Source organism: Pseudomonas sp. GV071, from assembly GCF_003050835.1.
Classification (GTDB): Bacteria; Pseudomonadota; Gammaproteobacteria; order Pseudomonadales; family Pseudomonadaceae; genus Aquipseudomonas.
In genome coordinates, this window is sequence record NZ_QAOJ01000018.1 from 80,682 (window position 1) to 96,110 (window position 15,429).

Genomic DNA, 15,429 nt, shown 5'->3' on the forward strand with positions numbered 1-15,429 from the left:
TTTAATCGAATAGAGGCTGCAGGGTTTCACGCAGGGTCAGGGTCTGCCGCCACGCGGCGAGTGCTTCGCGAGGGTGGCGGTTGTTCAGGGCTTCGCTGTCGGGCCAGCCTTCGCGGGCTTCAGAAAAGAGTTCCAGCGGCAGCACTACTGCGAAGGAGCGCATGGCCTCGCCCAGGCTGACGTCGTAGGCCGCGCGCGGGTTAACCAGCCAGGCCCGCAGGTAAGGCAGTAAACGACGGCAAAACGCCGCGCTGGGCTGCCCGTCCAGCGGCGTCGAGGTGTTGACCAGCGCTAGTAACTCGGTAATGCCCAGGCCGCTGTGCTCGCTGGCATGGGCGGCGATCTCCAGCCAGTAACGCTCCTGCTCCGCGAGCGGCAACAGGGTAAAAAGCGGCTGGCGGTTCACGGTGCGGGCCAGGCGATTACCACTGGCCTCCAGGCGTTCGAGCAGCGCCGTGGCCCACGGCACGTTGCCTTCGCGCACCGTGGCCTGGTACCAACCGCGCAGCAGGGCATCGTCCCAGTCGCTGCGACTGGCCACTTGCACCAGCGCCTCGGGTGCAAGCCCGGTGTGTTCGCTCCACCACTGCAACGGTGCCGCACTCACCACCTGAAACAGCCACCAGGCCCGCTGCCCGAGCCCTTCCCCGCCCGGTACGGCGTCTTCCAGCTGGTCGTCTTTACCGGCGGCGAAAAACGTTTGCGGCGGCTCGATGTGTACCTGTTGCTCAGGTGCAACAACGTTTGCCAGGCGTTTGAACAAACCCTTCAAGCCGCCCGCTTCGCCCGCGGCCTGAGCAATGCTTACGCACTGCGCCAGCCGTTCGCCCATCCGTTGGCCATACGCCGAACCGGGAAGGCGGGCCAGCAGGTCGACGGCGGCACGCCTGACTTCCTTGCTGCGGTCCTCGCACAGGGCCTCCAGCAGCGGCTCATCGTCTGCACTCAAGCCGTCAATAAAGGTGCGGGTGAGCGCGGCACGCTCGCGGGCATCCAGTTCCTTCAACGCCGCGTTCAAGCGCGAACGCGCCGTACCGGGGTCGCGCTGACGCAGCGCGCTCAGGTACACCACCCGCTCATCCAGGCTGCCGAAGGACCAAACGTCGTTATCGATCAGTTGCGAGCGCTCGATGGCCTGCACTTGCCAAAGGCTGTTTTGCGCCGCCAGCCAGCGCCCCCGTTCGCCCAATACCGGCCCCAGCAAGCTGCGCAGCGGCGCATCGCGGCGCGCTTTTTCCAGCAGGTCGACCAGCAGGTGCGGCGGCACCCGCCAGTTTTTGCCTGCCAGCTTCAGCAGGCTCAGGTGGCCCAACCGTTCAAAACCTTCGGTGAACACCTGTTCCAACACAGGAATCAACGCGGCCGGCGGCAGCGCTTGGGTGTCGGGCGCCGCTGCCGGTGGCGCAGCCTCAGCGGCCGGCGGCGGCACCCAGCCCGCCTGCTGACAGATATCCAGCACGGCCGCAACGCGCAGCAAGCGTGCCTCATCCGGCGCAGACGTGGAGGCAATGGCATCGACCAGAGCGCCCACCGCCCCTTCAATCGGCAACGCCATAAATGCCTGCTTGCGCGTACCGAGCAACGCATTAATCGCCAGCGAGTCGAGCATGCTCATCAGACCGCCTCCCGTGCCGACCAGGCCAGCGCCTGGTCTTGCCATGCCGTTAGCGGGCGCAGGTAGCTGCCCTCGACGCCCTGATGCCACTCACCGAACACCCGCAGCCGGTGACCACCGGCCAACGCGCACAGCGTCCAACCCTCACGGTCAGCCAGCCGCAGCGGCACCCGACCCTCGCCAGGAATACGCAGCTGCCATTGCCCGCTGCTGTCGCACTCGGGCACCCCATCCTCAATGCACAACGGCTGTGGCGTTGCCCACGGATTGGCGGCCACGGCCTGGGCGATGGTCTCGAACGCGGCACTGGCAGGTGCCGGCGGCAGCGCCATCGGTTCCGTCAACGTTGGGGCGCCGAGCAACATGGCCCGCAGGGGAAACGCCCCCGGATAAAACGCCAACTCCGCGACAATCACCGAGTCGACCAGAAAAGCCTGATCGAAACGACGGGCGCCATGGGCGAAATCCTGCAAGAGTGCAACGCGCCCACTGACGTGGCCTTGCAGCCAAACGCGGCGCAGCCACAGACGCTCGTCCTCATCAACGAACTGGCCCAGCACCCGCCACTGATCCGTCACCCCATCACCCTGGCTGGCCACGTCCTCTTTGCTCTGTGGTAAACCTAGGGCCTGGGTCAGGTCCATCTGCTCGGGCAACGGCAGGCTGGCGAGTTGCCGATACCCATCAATCATCAGCTGCAACCGGCCAAAGGCGCCAAGCAAGCGTGCCGACCAGTCCACGCCGGCCACTACTCCACTGCCTGGCACCCGGCTCAGCTCGCGTAAACGCGACGCCACACCGGGCAGTTGTGCATCCACCATGCGCGCGGCAAGGGTGCGCAGGCTGCTCTCATCGCCGGCCAGCGCGGCCAAGCCTTGGGCCACCTGGTCCTGCAGCCAGCGTTCCAATTCATCCAGGCCGGCGCCCATGCGCTGCAAGCGCTTGGCGGACACCGCGGGCTCATCCGCGTCGGCAACCTTGCGTTCGCTGACGGCGTTTTTTTTCTGTTCCTGTTTTTCGGCGCGTTGCTGACGGCCTTCCAACCACTCGCTCACCCAGGCGGGCAAATCGCTGGCGGTGATGGCGGCGCTCTGCTCGGCGCGAATCAACGCCAAGGCAAGGCCATGCTTGCAGGGAAATTTACGGCTGGGGCAACTGCACTTGAAGGCCACGGCGGCCAGATCGATTTGCACCTGATACGGCTTGCTGCCACTGCCTTTGCATTCGCCCCACAGGGCGTGCTCAGTGGCGCCGAGGTTCTGCCATTTACTGACATCGAGCAGGCCTTTGGCGGCTTTGGCTGACGCCTCGTCCGGGGCCTGCTGAAGAATGAGTTCGCGGGAAAACTGCATAAAGTGCTTACTTGAGTCCGTCCAGTAAGGAGGCGAAGCATGCCACACGTGGGCAGCCAGACAGCGCAGCAACCAGGGATAAGGCAACCCGATAACGTAAACCACGCATGACGACATCCTGTCTTCGAATGCTGGCGATACTGCCACTGGCCGGTGGGCCTTGGCTAGCCGGGTTGATGCCGGCCCTGCACTTAACCCGCGACTAACTCAGAACGCCTGCGGCATCTCCCCCGCCGCCAACCGGCGATCAATATCCGCAATCACCTGCGGCAACTCATTAATCGTGTCGATCAGGTAATGCGGCTTCGACCCGGCAAACAACGCCTGAATCCGCACCCGCTCCGCCGCCAGCGTTTCAGGATCGAGCGCCTGATACTGCTCATACGTCAGCCCCAGGGCATTGCCCGAACACACCAACGCCACCGTCCACATCCCGGCGCTGCGGCCTTCGAGAATGCCCGGCACGGTGTCATCGACCTTCACGCAACTGGCGACGTCCTTGATGCCCAGGGCAATCACGTTGGCCAGTGCCTGCGCCGGATACGGCCGGCCGTTGGGCACTTCATCGGTGGCCACCACATGGTCAGCCTCATAGCCATTGTGCTTGGCCAACTCCACCACCTTGGCCATCACCACTGCCGGATAACCCGAGCAGGAACCGATTTTCAGCCCCTGCTGACGCAAGCCGGTAATGGTCGCCAGGGCGCCGGGAATCAGTGCCGAGTGCAGCGCGATCTTCTCGATCTGCAGCGGCATAAAGCGCTCGTAGATGGCCGTCACGTCATCGTCGCTGGGCACCCGGCCAAAGGCTTTTTTGTAGCGCTCGCTGATCGCCGGGATGTCGCACAGGGTGCGGATGTGGTCCCACTTGCCCATGCCCATCGGCCCGCGCGCCTCTTCAATCGAAACCTGTACGTCGAACTCGGCAAAGGCTTCGACAAAAATCTGGGTCGGCGCAAACGAGCCGAAATCGACGACGGTGCCGGCCCAGTCGAGGATCACGGCCTGGGTTTTACTGGGGGTGTTGTAGTTCATAACAAGGCTTCCGAATAAGGGGGAAATTACAGCGCATTCATCTCGCGCAGCGCTTGGCCAATGGCGTCGACAGCGCCTTGCATGCCCTGGCCGTCGACACAGCCGATGCAGCCAACGCGGAAGGTTTCGACCTGGGTCAACTTGCCTGGGTAGAGGATGAAACCCTTGGCCTTGACCCGCTCGTAGAAGGTCTTGAAGTCGTAGTGCGGGCTGTCGGGGGCATGGAAGGTGACGATGATCGGCGCCTGGATATCTGCCGCAATAAAGCTGTGCAAGCCCAGTTGCTGCATGCCCTCGAGCAGGGTCTGGCAGTTGTTCTGGTAGCGCTGCTGGCGGGCGGCCAAACCGCCCTCCTCGGCGTATTGCTGGAGCGCTTCGTGCAGGGCGGCGACCACGTGGGTCGGTGGGGTGAAACGCCACTGGCCGGTCTTGGCCATGTACACATGCTGGTCGTACAGATCCATCGCCAGCGACGGGCTGTTACCTTCGGCCTGGTCCAGCGCCTGCTTGCTAGCAAACACAAAGCCCATGCCGGGCACGCCTTCCAGGCATTTACCGGAAGCGGCGATCAGCGCATCGAACGGCACCTCGCGGGCATCAATCGGCAAGGCGCCAAACGAGCTCATGGCATCAATGATCAGACGCTTGCCGTGCTGGGCCACCACCTGCGCGATGTCCTGCAGCGGGTTGAGAATGCCGGTGCTGGTTTCGCAATGGATCAGCGCCACGTGGGTGATCGCGCTGTCGGCACGCAGCAAACGGTCGACATCAGCGCCGGTGGTGGGCTGGTCTTCCGCCGTTTCAAAGGTGCTGAACGCGCGGCCCAGCACACTGCAGATTTTCGCCAGGCGTTGGCCGTAAGCGCCGTTGACCAGCACCAGCACTTTGCCGTTGCGCGGCACCAGGGTGCCGATGGCCGCCTCCACCGCAAAGGTGCCGCTGCCCTGCAACGGCACGCAGTAGTGGCTGTCCTGACCATGGAGGATGGCCAGCAACTGTTCCCGCACGCTGGCGGTCATCTGATTGAAATCGCGGTCCCAGGAGCCCCAGTCCATCAGCATGGCCTGACGGGTACGGGCGGAGGTGGTAAGCGGGCCTGGGGTCAACAGGATCGGCGCAGTCGGGTTCATAACATTCTCGCGGCGGTGGCTGGAGGAGCGAGCACAGGTTGCAATCACGCCAGCCATCATTCAAATTGCTTGTTCTGATCCCAGCTATAAGTACTGCCGATATGAATCTGTTCCAGCTCCGCGCCTTCGACGCCGTAGCCCGCGAAGGCAGCTTTACCCGCGCCGCTGCGCGCCTGTTCATCAGCCAGCCGGCGGTTACCGGGCACGTGAAAATGCTCGAAGAGCACTACCAGATCACCCTGCTGCGGCGTACCGCCAGGCGCGTCGAACTCACCGAAGAAGGCACCCGCCTGGCCGCCATCACGCGCGCCATGTTCGGCCTGGTGGAAGAAGCCCAGGTGCTCCTGGAAGCCAACCGCCAACTGCTCACCGGCCGCCTGGAAGTGGCCGCCGACGGCCCACACCGGGTCATGCCGATGATTGCCCGCCTACGGGCCAAATACCCCGGCGTGGTGGTCAACCTGCGCCTGGGCAACGCCCAGGAAACCCTCGCGGCCCTGCTCTCCGAACACGCCGACGTCGCGGTGATGACCGAAGTCGAACCGCGCAAAGGCCTGCACCTGCAGGAAATGCCCCCCTCGCAAATCTGCGCCCTGGTGCCCACCGGCCACCCCCTGGCCGGCAAACGCATCGACCTCAAGCAACTCGATCAACAGATCATGGTGCTGCGCGAACCCAGCTCCATCACCCGCCGCACGTTCAACCAGGCGTGCGAACAGGCCGGCGTGCAGCCGCGGGTGTTGCTCGAACTGGATAGCCGCGAGGCCGTGACCGAAGCGGTGGCGGCGGACCTGGGGATTGGCATTGTCTCGTCGGTGGAGCTGAGCCACGACCCACGGGTGGTGGCGGTGCCGCTGGTAGGCGATGGGTTGACCAACCGGCATATGCTGGGGTGTCTGGAACGCAGGACAGAGTCGCGGTTGATTGCAGCGTTTATGGGGATGGCGGGGGATGGGGATTGAGGCGCAGCGGTACGGGAATACTGCTGAGTCCCGGCGGCGAGGGAAATGACGTTACGGTTTGACTGAAAACGCGCGACGGCGAAAAGGAACGCAACGATAGAGGCTTGGAGTGGAGTGAGTAACCTCGGCTGTGCGACATCCCCGCGAGCCTACTGCGCAAAATCGCCAAGGAGCTGAACCATGGCCCTCACTGAAAAAAAACTGATGGAGCGGGACGCCAAACGAAACATTGGCGAGGAACTTCTCCAGTCCATTCGCGATGTCAAAGCCGGCCGACGTGGCGCCACTCGCACGATCGAGTTAACCGAAGCCGCAGAGGCGCGCAATAAGACAGGTCTTTCCCAAGCGAAGTTTGCCGAACTGTTGGGCGTTTCGATCCGCACATTGCAGGAGTGGGAACAGGGGCGCAGAACACCGTCAGGAGCCGCGCGCTCGTTGCTTCATATCGCCGCTTCCAGACCCGATGTTTTTCGGGATGTATTGACGCAGTAGCTTTTCAACAACGAGCCGCTGCTTTAGCCCTCCAGCTTTAAAACAGCCTTCACCTTGCTGATGAATACGGCAATCTCGAACGGCTTTTCCAGCACGTCGATAAACAGATCTGGGCGATTGGTGCCGAGGTAAGCATGGGCGCCGCTCATGAGTATGATCGGGGTGTCGCGGTGCGCTTCACGGGTGCGTACTGCTTCGGCGAATTCAAGCCCGGTCATGCCGGGCATCATGAAATCGGTGACGATCAGATCGGGCCTTTCCCGATCAAGAATCTCCAAGGCTTTTTGCCCCCGCCCGGTGGTGACCGTGAGGATGCCTTCGTCTTCAAGGGCGAAGCTCAAGATATCCGCGACCAAATACTCGTCGTCAAGAATCAGCACGGTGCTCATAGCGCGCCTGCCAAGGGGAGCACGTGTGCCAGCCAGGACGCCGTTGTCCCGCTGTTGGTTTTTTTCGCCCAGCGCATACCTCAGACCTTCTTCACTGATATTCCGGGGCCACCCATGACAACTTCCAATAATGAGGGGTCAAACGCGCTATCTCTGATTTTCAGAATGGATAGCTGACGTTGAAGTTCAGATCCTTTTTGCTCAAAGCGGACGAGCAACAGGTTATCGACAATGCTGGACAGGTCAGGGGCCGGCGCGTCGACCTGGCTGCCCAGCAAGCTTTGGATCTCCCAGGTCACCAACACGGTTACGCCTCGGGCGCGAAGCTCACCCATCAGCGCGGAGAAAAAATCCAGAACGCGGGTTTTGTCGGCGGCGACCCGGGCCATGCCACCCAGGCTATCGATGAATACGCGCTTGATCTGATGCTTCTCCACCCGCTCCAGCAGTTCGTAACCCAACCGATCGATGAGCCCCGCCGTCGTCGGGTTCCAGGCGATATGCAAGGCGCCGCTGGCCTCCAGGGCAGTGAAATCGTGCCCCAGAGACGCCGCTTTCAGGCGCAGCCGTTGCGGCGACTCATAGAAACCAACGTACAGCCCCGGCTCGGTGGCGCTGCACTGCGCCATAAACTGCATGCCAATGGAGGTTTTCCCGGCACCCGACGGGCCGGCGACCAGTGTCACAGAGGAAGCTGTCAACCCGCCGCCAACGTAACTGTCGAGCGATTCGATACCGCTGCTCAACCGAGTCAGCCGATCACTGTCTGGCTGTGATGGCCGGGCGAAGAAACTTTCCATACGTGGGTACACGGCAATCCCGCCGTCGTTGATTTCAAACTCGTGCACGCCCGACAAGGCGCCGCTACCACGGGTTTTTCTCAGCTTTATGCGTCGTACGGTTCGCGGGCCAACAGACTCTTCACCAATCTCGATCACCCCATCCACCATGGTGTGCTCCGGACTGCCGTCGTCCAGCTGCGAGCTGGTAAGAAACAGCACCGTGCAGCCGGCAAACGCGGCGTGGCCCTGAAGTTCCGAGATGAATTTTTTCGTGTCGATAGGCAGTTCGGCTTTCGAACGCGCATTCAACAGGCCATCAAGAATCATGATGGTGGCTTTCTGCCGGCTGATTTCTCGACGCAACAGCTTGACCACATCGTCGAGCCCTTCGTTTTCAAGGGTGTCGAACGCACTGACAAACTGGATGTTTTCGCCGATTTGGGTTTTGTCGAAAAAGCTCAACGTCGACAGAAAGCTGAACAGCCGATCATGGGGCTCCGCCAACAGGGTGGCGAACAGCACGCGCCCGCCGCTGTGGACGTGATTGAAGCCGATCTGGTTCGCCAGAATGGTTTTCCCAGAGCCAGGACGCCCCTGAATGATGTAAGACGCACCTGAAACCAGGCCGCCCTTCAGTAGCGTATCCAGGCCAGCGATTCCAGTGTTGAGGCGTTCTAACTGATGCAAACCAAAATCCTCTGCTGATCACAACGGCGAACCCGTTTAGGACGACATTGTTGCCGGTCCAGGCCTCTGTTTCTACCCATTGCTTAACGATTGCAACCTTGCGCACAGCGGCCAAACCCAAAAACCGCTGCCACCACTCGACGATGTAGCCTCGCCGCAATTGGCTACCGCGTTCTGATCTGATTGCATCGGGGCAAGACAATTCATCTGGAAAATGAAGGGGACCGGCGTCCCCTTCTTTATGTTCACACCCAGGCACTGCGGACACCGCTCCCCGGTTGCCAAACCTCAGAGAATATCGTCCACCACCCCACCATCCACCCGCAGCGCCGCGCCGCTGGTGGCCGAGGCCTGGGTCGAGCAGAGATAGATCACCATATTGGCCACCTCCTCCACCGTGGCAGCACGCTGGATCAGTGAGGTCGGCCGGTGCGCCATGACAAATTCAGCGGCGACCGCCTCCAGGGTTTTGCCCGATTTGGCCCGTTCGCCTTCGAGCATGGCGGCCAAGCCGTCGGACAGGGTTGGCCCCGGCAGCACGCTGTTGACGGTCACGCCACTGCCGGCCACCCGTTTGGCCAGGCCGCGCGAGAGGGCCAGTTGCGCGGTTTTGCTGACGCCGTAGTGGACCATGTCGGCCGGAATGTTGCGGCCCGACTCGGAGGAGATGAACAGCACCCGGCCCCACCCGCGCTCGACCATGGCCGGCACCAGGGCGCGGCTGAGGCGCACGCCGGACATCACGTTGGTCTGCCAGTAGTCTTCCCAGGTAGCGTCGTCGGTGTCGAAGAAGTCGACCAGGCCATAGATGCCAGCGTTGTTCACCAGAATATCCACCGCCGGCAACGCGGCGAGAAGGGTGTTGGCGCCGGCGGCATCGCCGAGGTCGGCGGCGATGCCGCTCAAGCTGGCCTGCGGCGCCACCTCGCGCAGGCGTGCCAGGGCCTTTTGCACCGAGCTGTCGCTGCGGCCGTTGACGATCACTGTGGCACCGGTGAGTGCCAGGCCCTGTGCGATGGCAAAGCCGATACCGCCGGTAGAGGCGGTAACCAGTGCGGTTTTGCCGGCCAGATTGATCTGCATGGTGAATCCTCTTTTAGGGCCGGGTGTGCCCGGCAGGCTGGATTGATCGCAGAAAAGCGTAGTCGGCCCATTGCCGGCCGCTGACTATTTGTGCACGCCAAGCCAACCTGCCTCAGCTACACATTGACGTGCTGGATCACCTGATTGGCGTGGTCGGGCAAGCCGACACCGATGCCCTTGGGCACACTCCGGGTAGCGGATTTTCACCTAGGCTAATCCGACCGACGATGCAGGAGAGCATGATGTCCCGAGGCGCCCCGATTCCCCGCAACACTTCCAACGACTACTCCGACGAGCAGGCCAGCGTGCGCCGCGAGTTCATCAAGGCGCAAACCGGCGCTTCGCTGGAGACGGTCGGCAAGTACGCCATCGACCCCGAGATCACCCGCGGCAATATCGAGAATTTCATTGGCGTGGTGCAGATGCCGCTGGGCTTGGCTGGCCCCATTCGCATTGAGGGCGAGCATGCGCAGGGCGACTTCTATATTCCGATGGCCACCACCGAAGGCACCCTGCTGGCCAGCTACAGCCGCGGTATGCGCGCCATCAGTGCGTCGGGTGGGGTGAAGACCACGGTGGTCAAACACTCCATGCAGCGCGCGCCGGTATTCATGTTTGCCGATGCGCTGCAGGCCCGCGAATTCGGCGCCTGGCTGGTGAGTGAGTTCGAGACGATCAAGGCAGTGAGCGAAACCACCACCCGCAGCGGCAAGCTGTTCGAGATCGAGCAGTACCCGGTGGCCAACATGCTCTACACCCGTTTCTGCTACACCACCGGCGATGCCGCCGGGCAGAACATGACCAGCAAGGCCACTTACGCTGCCTGTGAATGGATCAAGGCCAATCACCCGTTACAGCCGCGCTACATTCTGTCTGGCGCCATCGACACCGACAAAAAACACTCGGCCATGAACATGATTCAAACCCGTGGCAAACGGGTAATCGCCGAGTTCACCCTCAAGCGCGAAGTGGCCCACGAGCTGCTGCGCGTCGACCCCGCCAACCTCTACCGCTACCGCCAGATTGCGGCCGTGGGCGCGATTCAGGCCGGCGCCGCCTACAGCGGTGCGCACTCGGCCAACGGTTTGGCGGCGATGTTTATCGCCACCGGCCAGGACGCCGCCAACGTCGCCGAAAGCCATGGCGGCATCACCTACGGGCAACTGCTGGATAACGGCGATTACTACTGGTCGGTCACCCTGCCCGCGGTTATCTGCGCTACCCACGGCGGCGGCACCAGCCTGCCGACCCAGCGCGAATGCCTGGAAATGCTCGGCTGTTATGGCGATGGCAAGGCCGACAAGCTGGCGGAAATCATCGCCGCCGTGGTGCTGGCGGGGGATGTGTCGCTGACCTCGGCGATTCTGGCCGGCGACTGGGTCAGCAGCCATGAAGCCTTGGGGCGTAATCGCTGATTGTTAGCGAGGGGACTGCGCTGCCGCTCGGCCGGTCCCTCGCCCCTCCTGCGTCAGTGCCCGCTGGCCACGCCCTGACACACTTTTGCCCAAGCATTGCCGCACGCATTTGCGACCGGGTTACCGTCTGCCGGCGCAGATTGCTTTACTGTCTGCGCAGCTCAACAGGCTGGCTGAGGGTGTAGCGACTGTTGGCGGTCAACTGGCGGTGAATTCGAGGGGCAAACATGTGGGTATTTCTCGGCGGATTACTGGAAGCAATCGCGGACTTTGTCACCGACGTCTGGTTGCGCCGCAGGGTGCGGGCAAAAAATAAACGGCCGGAGAATTCGTGGCAAAAGGACGCCGCAGAGGTGGCCTATGTGGACTGGGTGGTGACCCCGGCCGTGATGCTGGCGGCAGTCGCCGGGTTCCTGGTGCTGTTCTATCTGTTCGGCTGTTCGTTCGGCGTCAGCCTGTTCTGGACCCTTGGCCCTGCCGGGCTGTATTGCGCTTATCGGTGGTTCAAGGTGCTGAACACCTGACCTGGCAGGTAGAGCGGCAGCCGCGCCGCCCTACCCCGTTCAGGCGTTATTTCTGTTCCGATTTTCCGTCATAACGCGCGCGCCACTTCTCCAGCACGGCAGCGCGCTGGGCGCCGGCTTTGTCGAAGTCCACGGTAATCAGACGGTCGTAGTAGGCGTCTGGCATTTCCTTCAGTTTGACGTTGAACTCCGGGCGCGCCAGCGCAGCGGCGTTGGGCTGATAGAGCAGGAAGGCTTGGTCGCTGACGGCAAAGTCTTCGAGCTTTTTCGCGGCGTCCAGGTTCTTGCTGCCTTTGATCAAGGCGACCGAGTTGATGTCCAGCCCCAGGCCTTCGGTGGGCAGTACGATTTCCAACGGCGCTCCTTGGCGCTTGAGGGTAACGGCGCGGAAGTCGAGGGAAATGCCGATCGGGTATTCGCCCATGGCCGCCTGGGTGCACGGCTTGGAGCCAGAGTGGGTGTACTGGCCGATGTTCACGTGCAGCTTGTCCATGAACGCCCAGCCCTTGTCCTCACCCATGATCTGCAGCCAGGCATTGACGGCGGAATAGCCGGTGCCCGATGACGCCGGGTTGGGCATCACGATCTTGCCTTTGTACACGGGCTTGGTCAGGTCTTCCCAACTGGTGGGAATCGGCAGGTTCTGCTTTTTCGCCTCGGCGGCGTTTACGCAGATGGCGGTTGCCTCTACCCCGTTACCGACCCACAGCGGCGGGTTGCGGGTGTCGCGGAATTTGCTGTCGACTTTGTCCAGCCCGGCCGGTGCGTAGGCTTCCAGCATGCCTTCTTTACCCATCAGCGCCACGCTGGAGGCATACAGGCCCCAGATCACGTCGGCCCGTGGGTTGTCTTTTTCAGCCAGCAGCTTGGCAGTGATGATGCCGGTGGAGTCACGTACCCATTTGATTTCGATGTCCGGGTATTTGGCTTCGAAGGCTTTTTTGTAGCCAGCCAGTTGTTCGTTTTCCATGGCGGTGTACACGGTCAGTTCGGTGTTGGCGAACACACTGCTGACGACACCGAAGCTGAACACAGCGGCGGCGAGGGTTTTCCAGGCGTTGGTCATCGGTTGCCTCATGCAATTGAAGTGAATGTTGGTGTAGGTCGGGCGCAACGGCAGTTTTAAACAGGGGCGGATCGCCAGTGCTGGGTGTGCTTGAGCAAGCCACGGGACAGCAGGTACAGCAGCAATGACACACAGGCGGAGGTCAGCAGAATCAGGCTGGCCAGAGCGGCCGCCGCGCCGACGTTGCCGGAGTCATCCAGGTTCAGCACCGCGACGGCGGCCAGCACGGTGTCGGGGCTGTAGAGGAATATCAGCGCCGACACCGAGGTCATCGAGGAGACGAACAGGTAGCGGAATACCTCGATCAACGCCGGCAGGCAGATGGGCACGGTGACCCGGCCGAAGGTGGTCAGCAGCGGCACTTTCAGCGACAGCGAGGCGGCTTCGATTTCATCGTTCAGCTGGCGCAGTGCGGTGGTGGCGGTCATCTGCGCCGGGGTGAGAAAGCGCACCACGCAGCACACCACCATCAGGGCGATGCCACCGTACAGGCCGCCCAACGGGTTGCCGGGATGGTTGAAGAAAAACACATAGCCCAGGCCCATCACCAAACCGGGCACGGCCATCGGCAGCAGGCACAGCAGGCGCAGCACGCCGTCCAGCCAGCCGCCGCGGGTTTTCTCCATCAGGTAGGCGCAGGTGAAAATCACCGGGGTGCCGATCAGGGCGGTGAGGCTGGCCAGGGTCAGGCTGTTGCGGTAGGCCAACCAGCCCACGTCGCCACTGGCTTCGAAGTCGTAATGGCGCAGGGACAACGACAGGTCATAGGGCCAGAAGTTGATCAACGACGCCGCCACGGCCACCACCACCAGGCTCAGCAACGCCAGGCCGATGGTGCCGGCGATAACCAGCAACAGGGCATCGCGGGAACGGTTGCGCGGGGCGACATAGGTGGCGGCCTGGCTGCTCACCTGGCTGCCGCGCAGGCGGCGCATCCAGGCGTCGACGGCAAAGCTGATCAGCGCAGGCACCAGCAGAATGCTGCCGATCAATGCGCCTTCGGAGAACTTCTGTTGGCCGACCACCGACTTGTAGGCCTCCATGGCCAACACCTGATAGTCGCCGCCGATGACCACGGGAATACCGAAGTTGGTGATGGTCTGGGTGAACACCAGGCAGCAGGCGGCGAACACCGCGTAGCGGGTGCCGGGCCAGGTGACGTTGACGAAGGTTTTCCAGTGGTTGGCGCCCATGCTGATGGAGGCGTCATAGAGGCGCGCATCCGCCATACCGAGGGCCGACACCAGAATCATCAAGGCCATGGGAAAGTTGTAAAACGCCTGGCCGAGCAAGATGCCGGAAAAGCCATAGATGCCCTCGGCGAACCAGGACTTCAGCAGGCCCTGGTTGCCGAACAGGTAGATCAAGGCAATGGCCGACAGCATCGACGGCGCCATCAACGGCAGCAGCGAAATACTGCGCAGCACGCGTTTGCCGGGAATCCAGCTGCGTTGCAAGGCGTAGGCGAATACGTAGGCCAGCGGCACCACCAGTGCCACGGTGCTCAGGGACACCTTCACGCTGTTGCCCAATAGCCACAGGAAGCGCGCGCTGGACAGATAGGCCCAGACACCGGCCAGGCCATTTTCCACACCCACCACTTTGCTCAACATGGCCAGCAGCGGCAGTGCCAGCCCCAGCACCAGCAACAGGCCCATCAGCAGTTTCACGCCGCGGGTAAACAGCAGGTCGAGCATGGCCGCTTGCGGGCCGCGGGGCTCAGTCTTGGCGGCCTCGTGAGCAGGGCGTGCAATGGGCATGCTGGTCATAGCCCCGCTCCTGGAAACGCCTGCAGGCTGTGGGCCGGAAAGGTCAGCCAGACGCGCTCGGCGTCCAGCGGCGCGGCCATCAGATCCGCGCTGATATCGGCGACCAGCGACTGGCCTTGAAGCTGGTCAAGCTCCATGGTCAGGCGGTAGCGGTTACCGAGAAACAGCTTCTCTTTGATCTGCGCCGCGACGCTGTTGGCGGCCTGCGCGTGATGATCGACGCGCAGCGCTTCGGGCCGACAGAACAGGCGGCCAGGCCCTCCCGCGGAGACGTTGTGCAGTTGCAGCGATATCGGCCCGAGGTGCACCTGGCCGTCGCTGACGCTCTGGTAGTCGAGCCAGTTGGCCTGGCCGATGAAGTTGGCGACAAAGGGCGTGGCCGGGTAACGGTAGATGGCTTCGGGGGTGTCGAACTGCTCAATGCGGCCCTGGTTCATCACGGCAATGCGGTCGGCCATGACCATGGCTTCGTCCTGGTCGTGGGTGACCATCACGGTGGTGATGCCCAACTGCTTTTGCAGCGCGCGCAGCTCGTGGCGCAGGTGTTCGCGTACCTTGGCATCCAGTGCCGACATCGGTTCATCGAGCAGCAACATCGACGGTGACGGCGCCAGCGCGCGGGCCAGGCCGACGCGCTGCTGCTGCCCCCCAGACAGTTGCCCCGGGTATTTGTCGGCAATTGCGGTGAGGCCGACCAGCTCGAGCATCTGCTCGACCCGCTGACGAATCTGCGAGCGCAACAGGCTACGGGTACTCAGGCCATAGCCGATGTTCTGGGCAACAGTGAGGTTGGGAAATAGCGCATAGGACTGAAACAGAATGCCGTAGTCACGCTCTTGCGGATGGGCCTTGGAAATGTCCCGCTGGCCGAGCTGCAAACGGCCGCTGTCCTGTTTTTCCAGGCCGGCGATGATGCGCAGCAAGGTGGTTTTGCCGCAGCCGGAGGGCCCGAGCAAACACACCAACTCCCCTGCTTCGACGTTAAGCGACACATCGTCGAGCACGCCGATGTTGCCAAAGGATTTACCAATGCCATGCACCGAAAGCGGCAGGGGCGAAATGGGACCGGTTGTAGAAGCCATGAGCTATTCCTATGCAGTGCCTGTCGCCAGAAGCAATCGGCGACGC

14 protein-coding genes are annotated in these 15,429 nt (G+C 62.5%); 4 read left to right on the top strand and 10 right to left on the bottom strand.

Going from position 1 to position 15,429, the window contains the following annotated elements; genetic code table 11:
• Position 1: 1 nt before the first annotated feature.
• The 4 genes from C8K61_RS25440 to C8K61_RS25455 all read right to left on the bottom strand — a co-directional run bounded on the left by C8K61_RS25440 (position 2) and on the right by C8K61_RS25455 (position 5,132).
• Positions 2-1,615, bottom strand: a complete 1,614-nt coding sequence (locus tag C8K61_RS25440) for a DUF5691 domain-containing protein (RefSeq protein WP_108099624.1) — start codon at positions 1,613-1,615, stop codon at positions 2-4.
• On the bottom strand, positions 1,615-2,967 hold the full coding sequence (locus C8K61_RS25445) for an SWIM zinc finger domain-containing protein (RefSeq protein WP_108099626.1): 1,353 nt from the start codon (positions 2,965-2,967) through the stop codon (positions 1,615-1,617). Before C8K61_RS25445 ends, C8K61_RS25440 begins: the two co-directional genes overlap by 1 nt.
• 207 nt (positions 2,968-3,174) lie before the next feature.
• Complete coding sequence (phnX, locus tag C8K61_RS25450) at positions 3,175-4,002, bottom strand: phosphonoacetaldehyde hydrolase (RefSeq protein WP_108099628.1); 828 nt, start codon at positions 4,000-4,002, stop codon at positions 3,175-3,177.
• 26 nt (positions 4,003-4,028) lie between these two features.
• Complete coding sequence (locus tag C8K61_RS25455) at positions 4,029-5,132, bottom strand: 2-aminoethylphosphonate--pyruvate transaminase (protein WP_108099680.1); 1,104 nt, start codon at positions 5,130-5,132, stop codon at positions 4,029-4,031.
• Positions 5,133-5,233: 101 nt separating this feature from the next.
• Here C8K61_RS25455 and C8K61_RS25460 point away from each other — a divergent pair, with 101 nt between their 5' ends.
• Positions 5,234-6,094, top strand: coding sequence for a LysR substrate-binding domain-containing protein (locus C8K61_RS25460; protein WP_108099630.1), 861 nt, complete (start codon positions 5,234-5,236; stop codon positions 6,092-6,094).
• 180 nt (positions 6,095-6,274) lie between these two features.
• A complete protein-coding gene (locus C8K61_RS25465) occupies positions 6,275-6,586 on the top strand; it encodes a DNA-binding transcriptional regulator (RefSeq protein WP_108099632.1) in 312 nt (103 codons plus the stop codon).
• 23 nt (positions 6,587-6,609) lie between these two features.
• Here the strand turns inward: C8K61_RS25465 and C8K61_RS25470 are convergent, their stop codons facing one another.
• The 3 genes from C8K61_RS25470 to C8K61_RS25480 form a co-directional block, all read right to left on the bottom strand.
• Positions 6,610-6,975, bottom strand: coding sequence for a response regulator (locus tag C8K61_RS25470; protein ID WP_108099634.1), 366 nt, complete (start codon positions 6,973-6,975; stop codon positions 6,610-6,612).
• Positions 6,976-7,055: 80 nt separating this feature from the next.
• Entirely contained in the window at positions 7,056-8,444 is a 1,389-nt protein-coding gene (locus C8K61_RS25475) for an ATPase domain-containing protein (RefSeq protein ID WP_108099636.1), read from the bottom strand.
• Positions 8,445-8,732: 288 nt separating this feature from the next.
• Entirely contained in the window at positions 8,733-9,527 is a 795-nt protein-coding gene (locus C8K61_RS25480) for an SDR family NAD(P)-dependent oxidoreductase (RefSeq protein WP_108099638.1), read from the bottom strand.
• Between the two features lie 242 nt (positions 9,528-9,769).
• Between C8K61_RS25480 and C8K61_RS25485 the strand changes: the two genes are divergently transcribed.
• Together C8K61_RS25485 and C8K61_RS25490 are read left to right on the top strand one after the other, a co-directional pair.
• Positions 9,770-10,942 (top strand): hydroxymethylglutaryl-CoA reductase, encoded by a 1,173-nt coding sequence (locus tag C8K61_RS25485; RefSeq protein ID WP_108099641.1) that lies wholly within the window; start codon positions 9,770-9,772, stop codon positions 10,940-10,942.
• Positions 10,943-11,169: 227 nt separating this feature from the next.
• Positions 11,170-11,466: a hypothetical protein gene (locus C8K61_RS25490; protein ID WP_108099643.1), complete on the top strand. Its 297-nt coding sequence runs from the start codon at positions 11,170-11,172 to the stop codon at positions 11,464-11,466.
• A gap of 46 nt (positions 11,467-11,512) precedes the next feature.
• On the opposite strand, the gene C8K61_RS25495 is transcribed toward C8K61_RS25490, so the two are convergent.
• The 3 genes from C8K61_RS25495 to C8K61_RS25505 are packed head-to-tail and all read right to left on the bottom strand — an operon-like array spanning position 11,513 to position 15,383.
• Positions 11,513-12,532: a putative 2-aminoethylphosphonate ABC transporter substrate-binding protein gene (locus tag C8K61_RS25495; protein WP_108099645.1), complete on the bottom strand. Its 1,020-nt coding sequence runs from the start codon at positions 12,530-12,532 to the stop codon at positions 11,513-11,515.
• A gap of 56 nt (positions 12,533-12,588) precedes the next feature.
• Entirely contained in the window at positions 12,589-14,301 is a 1,713-nt protein-coding gene (locus C8K61_RS25500) for a putative 2-aminoethylphosphonate ABC transporter permease subunit (protein ID WP_371920027.1), read from the bottom strand.
• Positions 14,298-15,383, bottom strand: a complete 1,086-nt coding sequence (locus C8K61_RS25505; RefSeq protein WP_108099647.1) for a putative 2-aminoethylphosphonate ABC transporter ATP-binding protein — start codon at positions 15,381-15,383, stop codon at positions 14,298-14,300. Before C8K61_RS25505 ends, C8K61_RS25500 begins: the two co-directional genes overlap by 4 nt.
• Positions 15,384-15,429 lie beyond the last annotated feature (46 nt).